The sequence below is a fragment of the Micromonospora sp. NPDC049836 genome (genome assembly GCF_044465125.1).
Lineage (GTDB): Bacteria > Actinomycetota > Actinomycetes > Mycobacteriales > Micromonosporaceae > Micromonospora.
Window position 1 is genome coordinate 292,052 of the sequence record NZ_JBITLH010000004.1, and the last position, 12,247, is coordinate 304,298.

General features: G+C 73.2%; 15 protein-coding genes. 7 read left to right on the top strand and 8 right to left on the bottom strand.

The window, feature by feature from the left end; all coding sequences use genetic code 11:
- Positions 1-27 precede the first annotated feature (27 nt).
- Entirely contained in the window at positions 28-1,020 is a 993-nt protein-coding gene (locus tag ACIBPB_RS13025) for a tyrosine-type recombinase/integrase (RefSeq protein ID WP_396839784.1), read from the top strand.
- Between the two features lie 127 nt (positions 1,021-1,147).
- Here ACIBPB_RS13025 and ACIBPB_RS13030 read toward each other — a convergent pair whose 3' ends face one another.
- A complete protein-coding gene (locus tag ACIBPB_RS13030) occupies positions 1,148-1,519 on the bottom strand; it encodes a VOC family protein (protein WP_396839785.1) in 372 nt (123 codons plus the stop codon).
- A 97-nt stretch (positions 1,520-1,616) separates the two neighbouring features.
- On the opposite strand from ACIBPB_RS13030, the gene ACIBPB_RS13035 reads away from it, so the two are divergent.
- Positions 1,617-2,075 (top strand): hypothetical protein, encoded by a 459-nt coding sequence (locus ACIBPB_RS13035; protein WP_396840099.1) that lies wholly within the window; start codon positions 1,617-1,619, stop codon positions 2,073-2,075.
- A gap of 13 nt (positions 2,076-2,088) precedes the next feature.
- Here ACIBPB_RS13035 and ACIBPB_RS13040 read toward each other — a convergent pair whose 3' ends face one another.
- Genes ACIBPB_RS13040 through ACIBPB_RS13050 form a run of 3 tightly spaced genes read right to left on the bottom strand, consistent with a single transcriptional unit; the run spans position 2,089 to position 5,031 of the window.
- Entirely contained in the window at positions 2,089-2,802 is a 714-nt protein-coding gene (locus ACIBPB_RS13040; RefSeq protein ID WP_396839786.1) for a thymidine kinase, read from the bottom strand.
- A 54-nt stretch (positions 2,803-2,856) separates the two neighbouring features.
- Positions 2,857-4,248 carry an MFS transporter gene (locus ACIBPB_RS13045; protein WP_396839787.1) on the bottom strand — a complete coding sequence of 464 codons (1,392 nt, stop codon included), beginning with the start codon at positions 4,246-4,248 and terminating at the stop codon, positions 2,857-2,859.
- A 15-nt stretch (positions 4,249-4,263) separates the two neighbouring features.
- Positions 4,264-5,031, bottom strand: coding sequence for a glycerophosphodiester phosphodiesterase (locus ACIBPB_RS13050; protein WP_396839788.1), 768 nt, complete (start codon positions 5,029-5,031; stop codon positions 4,264-4,266).
- A gap of 99 nt (positions 5,032-5,130) precedes the next feature.
- Here ACIBPB_RS13050 and ACIBPB_RS13055 point away from each other — a divergent pair, with 99 nt between their 5' ends.
- The 3 genes from ACIBPB_RS13055 to ACIBPB_RS13065 are packed head-to-tail and all read left to right on the top strand — an operon-like array spanning position 5,131 to position 6,936.
- The gene (locus ACIBPB_RS13055) at positions 5,131-5,577 is read left to right on the top strand and encodes a helix-turn-helix domain-containing protein (RefSeq protein ID WP_396839789.1); all 447 of its coding nucleotides are present in this window, start codon (positions 5,131-5,133) and stop codon (positions 5,575-5,577) included.
- Positions 5,570-5,938 carry a DUF4180 domain-containing protein gene (locus ACIBPB_RS13060; protein ID WP_396839790.1) on the top strand — a complete coding sequence of 123 codons (369 nt, stop codon included), beginning with the start codon at positions 5,570-5,572 and terminating at the stop codon, positions 5,936-5,938. The genes ACIBPB_RS13055 and ACIBPB_RS13060 overlap by 8 nt, the downstream gene beginning before the upstream one ends.
- Before the next feature lie 59 nt (positions 5,939-5,997).
- Positions 5,998-6,936 (top strand): ankyrin repeat domain-containing protein, encoded by a 939-nt coding sequence (locus tag ACIBPB_RS13065; protein WP_396839791.1) that lies wholly within the window; start codon positions 5,998-6,000, stop codon positions 6,934-6,936.
- A gap of 55 nt (positions 6,937-6,991) precedes the next feature.
- On the opposite strand, the gene ACIBPB_RS13070 is transcribed toward ACIBPB_RS13065, so the two are convergent.
- Both ACIBPB_RS13070 and ACIBPB_RS13075 read right to left on the bottom strand, forming a co-directional pair.
- Positions 6,992-7,759 carry a lysophospholipid acyltransferase family protein gene (locus ACIBPB_RS13070; RefSeq protein ID WP_396839792.1) on the bottom strand — a complete coding sequence of 256 codons (768 nt, stop codon included), beginning with the start codon at positions 7,757-7,759 and terminating at the stop codon, positions 6,992-6,994.
- A 126-nt stretch (positions 7,760-7,885) separates the two neighbouring features.
- Positions 7,886-8,299, bottom strand: coding sequence for a VOC family protein (locus tag ACIBPB_RS13075; RefSeq protein ID WP_357320279.1), 414 nt, complete (start codon positions 8,297-8,299; stop codon positions 7,886-7,888).
- A gap of 222 nt (positions 8,300-8,521) precedes the next feature.
- On the opposite strand from ACIBPB_RS13075, the gene ACIBPB_RS13080 reads away from it, so the two are divergent.
- Entirely contained in the window at positions 8,522-9,934 is a 1,413-nt protein-coding gene (locus ACIBPB_RS13080; protein ID WP_396839793.1) for a cytochrome ubiquinol oxidase subunit I, read from the top strand.
- 15 nt (positions 9,935-9,949) lie between these two features.
- Positions 9,950-10,948 carry a cytochrome d ubiquinol oxidase subunit II gene (gene cydB, locus ACIBPB_RS13085; protein ID WP_396839794.1) on the top strand — a complete coding sequence of 333 codons (999 nt, stop codon included), beginning with the start codon at positions 9,950-9,952 and terminating at the stop codon, positions 10,946-10,948.
- Positions 10,949-11,015: 67 nt separating this feature from the next.
- On the opposite strand, the gene ACIBPB_RS13090 is transcribed toward cydB, so the two are convergent.
- Complete coding sequence (locus ACIBPB_RS13090; RefSeq protein ID WP_396839795.1) at positions 11,016-11,699, bottom strand: hypothetical protein; 684 nt, start codon at positions 11,697-11,699, stop codon at positions 11,016-11,018.
- Between the two features lie 66 nt (positions 11,700-11,765).
- Entirely contained in the window at positions 11,766-12,224 is a 459-nt protein-coding gene (locus ACIBPB_RS13095; RefSeq protein ID WP_396839796.1) for a peroxiredoxin, read from the bottom strand.
- Positions 12,225-12,247: the final 23 nt, after the last annotated feature.

Here is a 12,247-nt window from a genome sequence, read left to right on the forward strand (position 1 = left end):
GCCCCGCCGACTGAGAGCCTTTTTCACATGCTGCGTCCCGAGGTGCTACCCCGCGGGTCGGCGCGGCCCGCCCTGCCCGGCGGCCCGGTCGACTTCACCGAGGCGTGGCTGCGCAACCGCCGGCTGTCGGAGCACACCCGCGACGCGTACCGGCGGGACGTCGGCGGGTGGCTGGCCTGGTGCGCGGGGCACGAGGTCGACCCGCTGCGGGCCACCTTCCTGGACGTCAACGCCTACGGCCGGGCGCTGGAGGCCACCGTGGCCGCGCGCAGCGGCCGGCCGCTCACCCCGGCCACCGTGGCCCGCCGGCTGTCCGCCCTGTCCAGCTGGTACGACTTCCTGGTCAAGCTGCGCGCGGTGGACGCCAACCCGGTCACCGCCGCCGACCGGCCCCGGGTCGACCGGGACCACTCGGCCACCGTCGGGTTGACCCCCGACGAGGTGGACGCGCTGCTGGCGGCCGCCGAGGCGGAGACCGGCCCGACGGCCGCGCGCAACCGTGCCGCCATCGCGCTCCTGGCCGACCTGGGGCTGCGGGTCGGTGAGCTGATCTCGCTGGACGTGGCCGACCTCGGGACGGAACGCGGGCACCGCAGCGTGCGGTTCGTCGGCAAGGGCGGCAAGGTGCGCCGCCGGGCACTGACCCCCGGCACCGCGTACGCGGTCGACGCCTACCTGACCGCGCGGGCCGCCGCCCAGCGGGTGACGGTGCCGGAGTTGACCGGCCCGCTGCTGGTCACCGCCACCGGCGCCCGGCTGGACCGGCACTCGGTGTTCCGGCTGGTACGCCGGCTGGCCCGCACCGCCGGCATCGCGGCCTGGGCGAAGCTGTCGCCGCACTCGCTGCGGCACGCGTTCGCCACCACCGCGCGCGCCGAGGGGGTGCCGTTGGAGGACGTGCAGGACGCGATGGGGCACGCCGACCCGCGCACCACCCGCCGCTACGACCGGGACCGGCACAACCTGGACCGCGACCCGGCGTACGCCATCTGGGCGGCCCGGGCCCGCCGGCGCGGCTGATCCTGTCGCACGCCCGTCGCGCCGGGCGCCGGTACCTGGGGGGCTGGCGGCGGCCGGGACGCTCAGCGGGCCAGGCCCGATGCCGGGCACGCCGGGGGCCAGGGCCGCCGGCGTGCCCGGTCGGCGCTCAGCCCTGCGGGCGGGGGCAGAGGCAGAACGGCTGGCCGATCGGGTCGAGCAGCACGGTCCACCGCTCGCCGCCCGGCTGGAACTCCGGCTTCGTCGCGCCGGCGGCCAGGAACTCCTTCTCCGCGACGGTCACGTCGTCGACGTGGAAGTCGAGGTGGTAGCGCTTGCCGGCGGCCTCGTCCGGCCAGCCCGGCGGCGCGTACCCGGGCACCAGGCCGAAGCCGATCGAGGTCCCGTCCTTGCTGATCATCGCGTACTCGGCGTGGCTGTGGGTGACCTCCCAGCCGAGGACGCGGGAGTAGAACCTGGCGTGGGCGGCCGGGTCGGAGCTGTCGAGGTTGACCATCGCGAGGTCGGCGTGCATCGTCATGCCGCCATCCTCCCGGCGGTACCTGACACCCTGTGGCAGGTACCTGGGCGGCAAGTTCCTGCGCCCACCCGGTTCGGGTCTCTACCGTCTACAGGTGATGGGCAGGGAGCGGGCGTACCACCGGCCGGCCCGGCGTCGCCGGCCGGTACGCGGCGGTGTGCTGGTCGCCGGCCTGGGGCTGGGCACCTGCCTGGTCGGGGTGGCCGGCCTCGGGCTGTGGAACGTGCAGCTGGTGTTGCAGGCCCACGGCCCGGTCCGGGAGACCGCCGACACGTTCTTCCAGGAGATCGTCACCGGCGACCCCGACCAGGCGTACGGAAAGCTGTGCCGCGACGCGCGCGGCAAGTGGAGCCAGGTCGGCTTCGCCAGCTGGGTACGCACCCCGCCGCAGGTCACCGGCTACGAGATCGTCGACGTGTCGGTCGCCACCCGGGGCGGGCGCCCGCGCGGCACGGTCACCGTGCGGCTGACCCGCGAGGGCGGCGCCAGCGAGCAGCGGGACCTGCCGGTGGTGCAGGAGGACGGCCGGTGGCGGGTCTGCGGGGATCCGTTCTGAAGGGCGGGACGGCTCAGCCGCGCGGGCCCAGGTCGCCGGAGCGGTAGTGCCGGCGGCAGAGCACCTGGTAGCGCACGTCGGCGCTGTCCACCGTGTCGCCGATGACCACCTGCTCGCCCTCGCGGGCCACCCGCCCGTCGACGACCCGGGCGTTGAGCAGCCCTTCCCGGCCGCACCAGCAGAGCACCTCGACCTGGATGCGGGCCACCTCGTCGGCGAGTTCGAACAGCCGCTGCGCGGCCGGGAACAGGCAGGAGCGAAAGTCGGTGGCCAGGCCGAACGCGTACACGTCGACGTCGTACTCGTCGACCAGTTCGGCCATCTGCTCGATGTGCTCCAGGTTGTAGAAGGACGCCTCGTCGCAGATCAGGTAGTCCACGCGTACCCCGTCGGCGAGGCCGTCGCGGACCAGGTCGCGCAGGTCCAGCTCGTCGGTGACCTCGATGGCCGAGTGGGCCAGCCCGATGCGGGTGGTGACCTGCGGGCCCAGCGAGCGGTCGATGCGGGTGGTGACCAGCCCCCGGCGGCCCTGCCGGCCGTGGTTGTAGTTCATCTGCAGGGCCATGGTGGACTTGCCGCAGTCCATCGGCCCCCAGAAGAACTTCAACGCGGCGGCGTGCAGCGGGCGCCCGTGCACGCCGCGCGCGGCGGCGCAGCCGCCGGCACCGTCGCCACCGGAACGGGGCAGGGGCCGGGCCAGGCAGATCGGGGCGGCGTCGTCGGTCACGTCGGGGCAGCCTAGCCCATCGACGCGAGAGGATCTTGCGGGCGCGGCGTCCGGCTACAGCACCCGGGGCGGGGTGTTGCCGGCCGCGATGATGGCCCGGCGGATCGGTACGGCCGCCAGCAGCGCGAACCCGACCACGAAGAAGATCAGCAGGGAGACCAGGCCCACCCGGTAGGAGGAGGTGAGCTGGAACACCAGGCCGAAGGCGAGCGGCCCGAGCCAGCTGGTGCCCTTGTCGCTGATCTCGTAGAAGCCGTAGTACTCGCCCTCCTTGCCGGTGGGGATGAGCTGGCTGAACAGTGACCGGCTCAGCGCCTGGCTGCCGCCGAGCACCAGGCCGATGCAGCCGCCGAGGATCATGAACGGCACCGGCGCCTCGGCGGGCAGCCGGAACGCCGCGATGATCACCCCGGTCCAGAGCACCAGCGACAGCAGCACGGTCTTCCAGGCGCCGATGCGCCGGGCCAGGGCGCCCAGGGCGAGCGCGCCGCCGAAGGCCAGGAACTGCACCAGCAGGATCGTCACGATCAGGGTGCTCTGCTCCAGCCGCAGTTCCTCGGTGCCGTACTGGCTGGCCAGGGTGATGACGGTCTGGATGCCGTCGTTGAAGACCAGGAAGGCGAGCAGGAAGAACAGCGTCAGCGGGTACGCCTTGATCTCCCGCAGGGTGCGGCCGAGCTGGCGGAACCCGTCGGTGAGCACGTTGCCGCCGCCGCGCAGCGCGGCGGCGGTGGGGTGCTCGCGCAGCCAGCGCAGCGGCAGCAGGGTGAACGCCGCCCACCACACCCCGGCCGACACGATCGACCAGCGGGCCAGGTCCAGGGTGCGCTGGTCGTTGCCCTCCTCGCTGAGCAGCGTGACCGCCACCAGGTTCAGCGCGAGCAGCAGGCCGCCGCCGAGGTAGCCGATGGCCCAGCCGCGGCTGGAGATGGCGTCGCGTTCGTCCGGGCCGCCCAGCTGCGGCAGGAACGAGTTGTAGACCACGACGGCCGCGCCGAAGGAGATGTTGGCGATCAGGAACAGCACGCCGCCGAGCAGGTAGCGCTCGCCGGTGACGAAGGCGAAGCCGATGGTGGCCGCCGCGCCGGTGAACGCGGCCAGGGCCAGCAGCCGCTTCTTGTGCCGGGAGCGGTCGGCGACCGCACCGACCACCGGCAGCACGAACACGGTCAGGAACACCGACAGCGAGATCAGGTACGGGTAGTAGGAGCCGGCGGCGACCCGGATGCCCAGCGGGTGCACGGACCCGTCGCAGCTGTCCGCGCCCAGCTCGCAACCGGCCGCCAGTTCGGCCACGGTGGTGAGGAACGGCCCGAGGAACACCGTGATGACGGTGGTCTGGAAGGCGGAGTTCGCCCAGTCGTAGAGGTACCAGCCGGTGCGTTCGCGGCGGGTACTGCCCGGGCGGGCGGGCTCGGCGACGGCGGGGGTGACCGTTTCGGCCATCAGGGTCCTCGGGGCTCAGGCGGCCCAGTGGCCGCGGCTGCGGTAGACGTCGCGCAGCACGCCGACGTGATCGGTCATGATGCCATCCACACCAAGATCAAGTAAGTGGTGCATCTGGGCGGGTTCGTCGATCGTCCAGACGTGCACCTGCAACCCCAATCGGTGGCAGTACGCGACGAACCGCCGGTCCACCACCGGGATGCGCCCGTACCGGGGCGGCACCTGGGCGGCCACCACGGACGGGGGCAGCCGCAGCGAGCGCCCGTGCAGGCTGGCCATCCGGATCCGGGCCACTCCGCGCATGCCGAGGCTGGTGGCGACCTTCGGGCCGGCCAGGGCGCGCAGCCGGGCCAGCCGGGCGTCGCTGAACGAGGCGAGCAGCACCCGGTCGGCGGCGCCGGTGCGGGTGATCGTGTCGACGGTCGGCTCGACGCCGCCGTCGGCCTTGACGTCGACGTTGAACCGGACCTCCGGCCAGGCGGCGAGCACCTCGTCCAGGCGGGGGACGACGGCGGCGCCGCCGACGCGTACCGAGGCGAGGTCGGACCAGCGCAGGTCGGCGATGCGGCCGGGTTCGCCGGTGACCCGGCGCAGGGTCGGATCGTGGAAGATCACCGCCACCCCGTCGGCGGTGGCGTGCACGTCGGTCTCCACGTACCGGTAGCCCAGGTCGATGGCCCGGGCGAACGCGGCGGCGGTGTTCTCGTCCCCGTCGGCCGCGCCGCCCCGGTGGGCGAAGGCCAGCGGCGGCGGGGCGTCGAGGTAGCCGTGACGGGGCTGCACGCCGGAAGTATGCCGGGTCCGGGTGGCCCGCTAGTGACCGGCCGGTGTCACCCGAACCAATTTCCCTATCCTTCCCTATCCTGCCTAGGATAGGGAGCAATGAGTGATGACCTGTACTCGGCCGAGCAGGTGGCGGACCTGCTCGGCCTGCACGTACGCACCGTGCGCGGCTACATCCGCACCGGCCGGCTGCGCGCGGTGCGGATCGGCAAGCAGTACCGGATCGCCCGGGCCGACCTCGACGCGTTGACCGGCCGGCCGGGACCGCCGGCCGGGACCGCCGCGCTGGAGGTGTCCAGCGTCGTGCGGGTCGACGGCGTGGACCGGCGCACCGTCGACCGGATCACCACCCTGGTGCACGCCGCCGCCAACACGGGCCACGACCCCGCCCACCCGCTACGCGTGCAGACCGTCCACGACGAGGAGCGCCACCGCATGACGATCGTGATCCTGGGCGACGCCGTCGCCACCGCCGACCTGCTGCGGCTGGTCGACGCCGTGCTGCGCGACGGCGGCCTGCTCACCGCGACGGTGCGCGATGCCTGACCTGATCGAGGAGCGCGCCGGGGTGCCGGTGCTGGTCTGCGACCCGGCCGGCCCGCCGCTGAGCACCGAGCGCGACGCCCTGGACCTGATCGGCGCGGCCTTCGCCGGCGCCGAGGTGGTCGTGGTGCCCGCCGAGCGGCTCGATCCGGCCTTCTTCTCCCTCGGCAACCGGTTCGCCGGGGAGATCATGCAGAAGTTCGTCAACTACCGGCTGCGGCTGGTCGTCGTCGGCGACATCAGCACCCACCTGGCGGCCAGCGCCGCGCTGCGCGCCCTGGTCGCCGAGTCCAACCGGCACGACCACGTCTGGTTCGTGCCGGACCTGGCCGCCCTCGACGGGCGGCTCCGGGCTCCGGGCTGACCCCACGATGTCACCCCCGGGCGGTACGGTCCGAACCCACCGGACGGGGAGGCGACACGATGGTGGACGGACCGGGCTGGACCGGGCTCGGCTACCGGTCCTGGGCGGACGCGGCGCAGGTCCGGGACCGGCTGGCGGCCGGCGCGGACCCCGACGCGGAGCTCGACTGGCGCGACACGCCGCTGCACCGGGCCGCCGTCACGGGCACGCCGGAGGTGATCGCGCTGCTGGCCGCCCGCGTCCGCGACGTCGATGCCCTGCGCGCCGGCCGGACCGCGCTGTGGCAGGCGGTCGACGACGGCCGCCACGACAACGCCCGCGCCCTGGCCGCGGCCGGCGCGGATCCGTGGCTGCCGATGATGGCCGGCTGGTCGCCGGGGCGGCTGGCGCTGGCCGGCCCGGAGCCGGAGCTGTTCGGCCCGCCGCCGCCCGGCGCCGGGCTGACCGACGCCGAGCGCGACGCCGTGGTCGAGGCCCGCCGGCTGACCGCCGCCATGGGCGAGATCTGGTACGACGGCATTGGCCTGGCCTGCGTGGCGCGGCTCGACGCGGCAGAGGCGGTGCGCCGGCTCGATGCGACCCCGGTGCCCGAGGCCGAGGCGACCGACGCGGCCACGCTGGACATCGTGGGGGTCACCGACGTGCCGGGCGGCTGTGTGGTCACTCAGCCGTGGGGTTACGCCCCGCAGCAGCCGGGCGTGCTGGGGGCCCTCTCGGTGGGCACTCGCTGCTACGGCCTGTACGCCAACCCGAAGAGCGGCAACCAGGGCAGCATCGCCGTGGACGGCGTCATCGAGGGCTGGGACCTGCACCCCGGTGGTTGGGCCGGCGAGGACGACCCGCCGGAGCTGGTGCTGGCCTCCTACCTCTACCGGCACCGGGCGGAGGCCTACAGCTGCGCGTACGCCGGGCTGCGGTTGACCGACGCGCGGGCGGTCACCGGCCCGCCCGACGTCTGGGTGCGGCTGCCGGAGCGGGACTGGTGGGCCTGGCGCTGACCCTCGGCGCACCCCGGCGCCGGTCGGGCGTCGGCGCGGGCCGTACCGGCGGATTTCAGGCCGGTCGGCGGCGGTGACTGCGGCTGGTGTCGACCGGGCGGCCGGGGTCGACGTGGCGGGGCCGGTCCGGCTCGTCGAGGCGCAGCGGGGCCAGGCTGTCGGTGATCGCGTCGATGATCCGGTCGGTGGCCCGCCGGGCGGCCCCGGGGGTGTCGGGGCGCAGGTCCCGCAGCGGCACCGGGGCGCCGAAGTGCACCCGGATCACCGGCCGCCGCGCCACGGCGCGGGCGAGCCCGCGCAGCATCCCCTTGGGCGTCCGGTACGGCAGCACCTCGTGCGAGCCCCACTGGGCGACCGGTACGACGGCGGCGCCGCAGGCCAGGGCGAGGCGGGCGGTGCCGGTCTTGCCGCGCTCGGGCCACATGCCCGGATCCAGCCCGATGCGCCCCTCGGGGTAGACCAGCACCACCGACCCGGCGGCGACCGCGTCGGCGGCGGCCGGCAGGGAGTGGTGCACGGCGTCGGTGCCCCGGTCGACCCGGATGTGTCCGGCGCGGCGCATCAGCGGCCCGACGACGGGGGCGCGGAACAGCCCGCCGGTGGCCATGATCCGCGGGGCGACGCGGCGGGCCCGGCAGGCGGCGGCGAGCACCACCGGGTCGAACGGGCTGATGTGGTTGGCGGCCAGGATCAGCGGTCCGCGCCGCAGCGCGTCCGGCACGTCCCCGGTGACCTCGAGCCGGCCGAGCAGGCCGACGACGGCGCGGGCGAGTGCCTGGGCGGCGCGCCAGACCAGGGGTGGCTGCCATGGGGTGCTGTTCATCAGTGCTGGATGGTCGCACGCGCCGGGGTGAGCGGGGCACCCGATCCCGGTCACCCGCGGGGCTCGCGGCGGGCGAGGCGGTCGGCGTGCGGCCGCGAGGGCGCGCCGACCGCCTCGTCTCCGGGGTCACTCCGCGTAGGGCTGGTTCTCGCCCTGGGCGCTGTAGCCGAGGCTCCAGATGTAGCCGTCGAGGTCGGCGAAGGAGCCGCCGTAGCCGCCCCAGGGCAGCGGGCCGGCGGGCTTGAGGATCGTGGCGCCGGCCTTCTCGGCCTCCGCCATGACCTCGTCGACCCGCGCCTCGCTGCGGACCACGTAGGTGAGGACCAGCCCGCTGAAGCCGCTGCCCTGCGGGCTCGTGCCGACCTGCTCGGCCAGGCCGTCGCGGCCGTAGAAGCCGACCGGCGAGCCGCCGTCGGAGGCGAAGAACACCGAGACGCCGTAGTCCTGCGCGACCTGCCAGCCGAGGCCTTCGGTGTAGAACCGCTTGGTCCGCTCCATGTCCCGGACGCCGAGGAGGATCGCGCTCACGTGCGCTTTCATACCTTGTCTCCTTTTCCGTGCTTTCTGATCATCCAGACGTCAGTCACGCTACGGAGCGGCCCGGGAACCGCGCTTCTCGAATCCTGACCGGTTGGTCCACCGGCCCCGGGTGATCAGGGTCATTGGTCCCGGGTCGGATCGGGCCCCACGGCCCTGCCGATTCTTCTACGACGGCGAGTAGTATTTACTACGTCTCGTAGTATGCACAGCTGGGGGTTTCAGGTGGACGCGTTGGACGTCGCCCGCTGGCAGTTCGGTGTCACCACCGTCTACCACTTTCTCTTCGTACCGTTGACCATCGGCCTGTCCGTGCTGGTGGCCATCCTGCAGACCCTCTGGCACCGCAGCGGCAACGAGCGCTACCTCAAGCTCACCAAGTTCTACGGCAAGCTCTTCCTGATCAACTTCGCGATGGGCGTGGTCACCGGCATCGTGCAGGAGTTCCAGTTCGGCATGAACTGGTCGGACTACTCGCGCTTCGTCGGCGACATCTTCGGCGCGCCGCTGGCGATCGAGGCGCTGGTCGCGTTCTTCCTCGAGTCCACCTTCATCGGCCTGTGGATCTTCGGCTGGGACCGGCTGCCCAAGCGGCTGCACCTGGCCGCCATCTGGGCCGCGGCGATCGGCACCAACCTGTCCGCCTACTTCATCCTGGCCGCCAACTCGTTCATGCAGAACCCGGTCGGCTACCGGATCAACCCGGACACCGGCCGCGCCGAGCTGACCGACTTCGTCGCGGTGCTCACCAACAAGGTCGCCCTGATCACCTTCCCGCACACCCTGGCCGGGTCGTTCCTGGTCGCCGGGTCGCTGATCGTCGCCGTCGGGCTCTGGCACGTCATCCGCAACCGGGGCAGCGCCGACACCGGCGGCTACCGCTTCGCCACCCGGTTCGGCTCCTGGGTGGTGCTGATCTCCTCGGCGCTGGTCATCCTGACCGGTGACATCCAGGGCAAGATCATGACCGACGTGCAGCCGATGAAGATGGCCGCCGCCGAGGGCCTCTACACCACCGAGAGCCCCGCCTCGTTCTCCGTGCTCACCGTCGGCAGCCTCGACGGCAGCCGCGAGCTGTTCGCCATCAAGATCCCGTACCTGCTGTCGTTCCTCGGCACCGGCGACCCGAACGGCACCGTGCAGGGCATCAACGACCTGCAGGCCCAGTACGCCAGCCAGTACGGCGCCGGCAGCTACACCCCGATCATCCCGGTCACCTACTGGAGCTTCCGCTTCATGATCGCCTTCGGGCTGGCCGCCGCCGCGATCGCGCTGCTGGTGCTCTGGAGCCAACGCAGGGGCCGCACCCCGCGCAGCCGGTGGCTGCTGCGCGCCGGCCTGGTCATGCCCGTGCTGCCGCTGCTGGCCAACTCCTTCGGCTGGATCTTCACCGAGATGGGCCGCCAGCCGTGGATCGTCTTCGGCGAGATGCTCACCCGCAACGGCGTGTCCCGCAGCGTCTCGCTGACCGAGGTGCTCACCTCCTTCACCGCGTTCACCCTGATCTACGCCACCCTCGCGGTGATCGAGTTCAAACTGCTGGTCCGCTACGCCAAGGCCGGCGTGCCCGACGACGCCCCGCAACCGACCGACGACGACACCGACGACGCCGAGCGCCCGCTCGCCTTCGCCTACTGACCCCCGGAGCCCATCGTGGAACTGACCACCATCTGGTTTCTCCTCGTCGCCGTGCTCTTCACCGGCTACTTCATCCTCGAAGGCTTCGACTTCGGCGTCGGCATGCTGCTGCCCGTGCTCGGCCGCGACGACCGGGAACGCCGCGTCCTGATCAACACCATCGGCCCGGTCTGGGACGGCAACGAGGTCTGGCTGATCACCGCCGGCGGCGCCATGTTCGCCGCCTTCCCCGAGTGGTACGCCACCCTGTTCTCCGGGTTCTACCTGCCGCTGCTGCTCATCCTGCTCGCGCTCATCGCCCGCGGGGTGGCCTTCGAATACCGGCACAAGCGCCCCGAGGCGTCCTGGAAACGCCGCTGGGACCAGGCCATCTTCTTCGGCTCGCTGATCCCGGCGATCCTGTGGGGCGTGGCCTTCGCCAACATCCTGCGCGGCGTGCCGCTCGACGCCCAGCACGAGTACGTCGGCGGCCTCACCGACCTGCTCAACCCGTACGCCCTGCTCGGCGGCCTGACCACCCTGGGCCTGTTCCTCACCCACGGCGCGGTGTTCATCGCCCTCAAGACCACCGACGACATCCGCCGGCGCGCGGGCGCCCTCGCCGTGAAGCTCGGCGTCGGCACCGCGGTGATCGCGGTGGCGTTCCTGACCTGGACGTTGACCATCCGGTCCAGCGCGGCCGCCGTCGTGCTCGCCGTCGCCGCCGCGCTCGCCCTGCTCGGCGGTCTGGCCGCCGCCGCGGCACGCCGGGAGGGCTGGGCGTTCACCGGCACCGCCCTGGCCATCGCGCTGGCCGTGGCGACCCTGTTCGCGGCGCTGTTCCCGAACGTGCTGCCGTCCACCCTCGACGCCGCCGGCACGCTGACCGCCACCAACGCCGCCTCCACCCCCTACACCCTGAAGATCATGACCTGGGTGGCGGTGATCTTCACCCCGATCGTGCTGGCCTACCAGGGCTGGACCTACTGGGTGTTCCGCAAGCGGATCGGGGTGCGGCACATCCCGCAACACTGATCCGACCCGCGGCCACGACAAGGCGGGGCCGGCGCGATCCCTCGCGCCGGCCCCGCTCCGCCGGCCCTCAGTGGGCCTCGCGCAGCTCCGCCAGGCGGGCCTCGATCTCGGCCAGCTCGGCGCGCAGCTTCTCCGCCTGCTGCTCGGCCTCGGCGCGCTCGGCGGCCAGGATCTGCTCCACCGCCTCCTGCACCCCCGGCACGTCCACCAGCGCCACCATCCGCAGCGCCTCCGCCGGCTTGACCACGTACGGCTTGGCGAGCGCCTTGGCGCCCTGCTGCGCGGCCACCGTCCACTCGCCCTCGGCGTACGCCAGCGTCACGGTCAGCCCGGCCGGGCCCTTCGGCTTCGCCGCCTTCACCGCCCGCCGCGCCGGCTTCGGCTCCGCCTGCTGCTGCTCCACCCTCGGCTCCTCCCGGCGCGGCGCCGGCACCGGCGGCGCGTCCAACACGAACTCCGGCTCCGCCGGCGCCGGCGGCTCCTCGACCGGCGGCTTCGCCTCGGCCGGCTTACGCCCGGCGCCCTTGGGCGCGATCGCCACGTCGGCGGGGGAGAAGGGCAACTCGTCGCGGCCGAAGCGCACCACCACGAACTCCTCCGACAGCTCCGGGTCGGTCAGCTCCACCACCTGCCCGAGCTGCCCGGCCATCTGACCCGCCGCCGCCGTGAACACCACCCGCGGCTTGCGGCCCGCCGCCAACGCTTCCCGGATGCCCTGCACCTCGTCAGTGGACAAACCCTGACCCGCCATCACGCCCTCTTCCGTACACCTGTCTGATTGCAGCCTTGATACCAGCCAGCTGCGACAACCGGAAGATCAACCCCCCAGCGCGCGCAGCGCCGCGTCGGCGTGCTCGTTCATACTCAGCTCGCTGTGCACCACGGCGAGCACCCGCCGGTCCGGCCCGATCACGAACGTCATCCGCCGCGTGCTCAACGCCCCCAGCGGCAGCCGCCGGCGCACCCCGAACGCGTCCGCCACCGTCCCGTCGACGTCGGACAGCAGCGGATAGTCGAAGCCGTGCCGCCGGGAGAACTCCGCCTGCCGGTCCACCGGATCCCGGCTGATCCCCACCCGCTGCGCGCCGACCGCGGCGAACTCCGCCGCCAGATCCCGGAAGTGGCAGCTCTCCGCCGTGCACCCGCGGGTCATCGCCGCCGGGTAGAAGAACAGCACCACCGGGCCGGCCGCCAGGAACTCCGACAACCGCCGCAGCGTGCCCGTCTCGTCCGGCAGCGCGAAATCCGCCACCTGATCCCCGACACCCACACCCACCTGGCACCTCCGCCGTCGCGCCG

What these genes read in the sequence shown, in the direction of transcription:
- ACIBPB_RS13065 (WP_396839791.1), top strand. Translation starts at nt 5,998, where the DNA reads ATGGTGGACGGACCGGGCTGGACCGGGCTCGGCTACCGGTCCTGGGCG.
- ACIBPB_RS13035 (WP_396840099.1), top strand. Translation starts at nt 1,617, where the DNA reads ATGGGCAGGGAGCGGGCGTACCACCGGCCGGCCCGGCGTCGCCGGCCG.
- ACIBPB_RS13055 (WP_396839789.1), top strand. Translation starts at nt 5,131, where the DNA reads ATGAGTGATGACCTGTACTCGGCCGAGCAGGTGGCGGACCTGCTCGGC.
- ACIBPB_RS13045 (WP_396839787.1), bottom strand. Translation starts at nt 4,248, where the DNA reads ATGGCCGAAACGGTCACCCCCGCCGTCGCCGAGCCCGCCCGCCCGGGC.
- ACIBPB_RS13030 (WP_396839785.1), bottom strand. Translation starts at nt 1,519, where the DNA reads ATGACGATGCACGCCGACCTCGCGATGGTCAACCTCGACAGCTCCGAC.
- ACIBPB_RS13090 (WP_396839795.1), bottom strand. Translation starts at nt 11,699, where the DNA reads ATGGCGGGTCAGGGTTTGTCCACTGACGAGGTGCAGGGCATCCGGGAA.
- ACIBPB_RS13070 (WP_396839792.1), bottom strand. Translation starts at nt 7,759, where the DNA reads ATGAACAGCACCCCATGGCAGCCACCCCTGGTCTGGCGCGCCGCCCAG.
- ACIBPB_RS13025 (WP_396839784.1), top strand. Translation starts at nt 28, where the DNA reads ATGCTGCGTCCCGAGGTGCTACCCCGCGGGTCGGCGCGGCCCGCCCTG.
- ACIBPB_RS13075 (WP_357320279.1), bottom strand. Translation starts at nt 8,299, where the DNA reads ATGAAAGCGCACGTGAGCGCGATCCTCCTCGGCGTCCGGGACATGGAG.
- ACIBPB_RS13060 (WP_396839790.1), top strand. Translation starts at nt 5,570, where the DNA reads ATGCCTGACCTGATCGAGGAGCGCGCCGGGGTGCCGGTGCTGGTCTGC.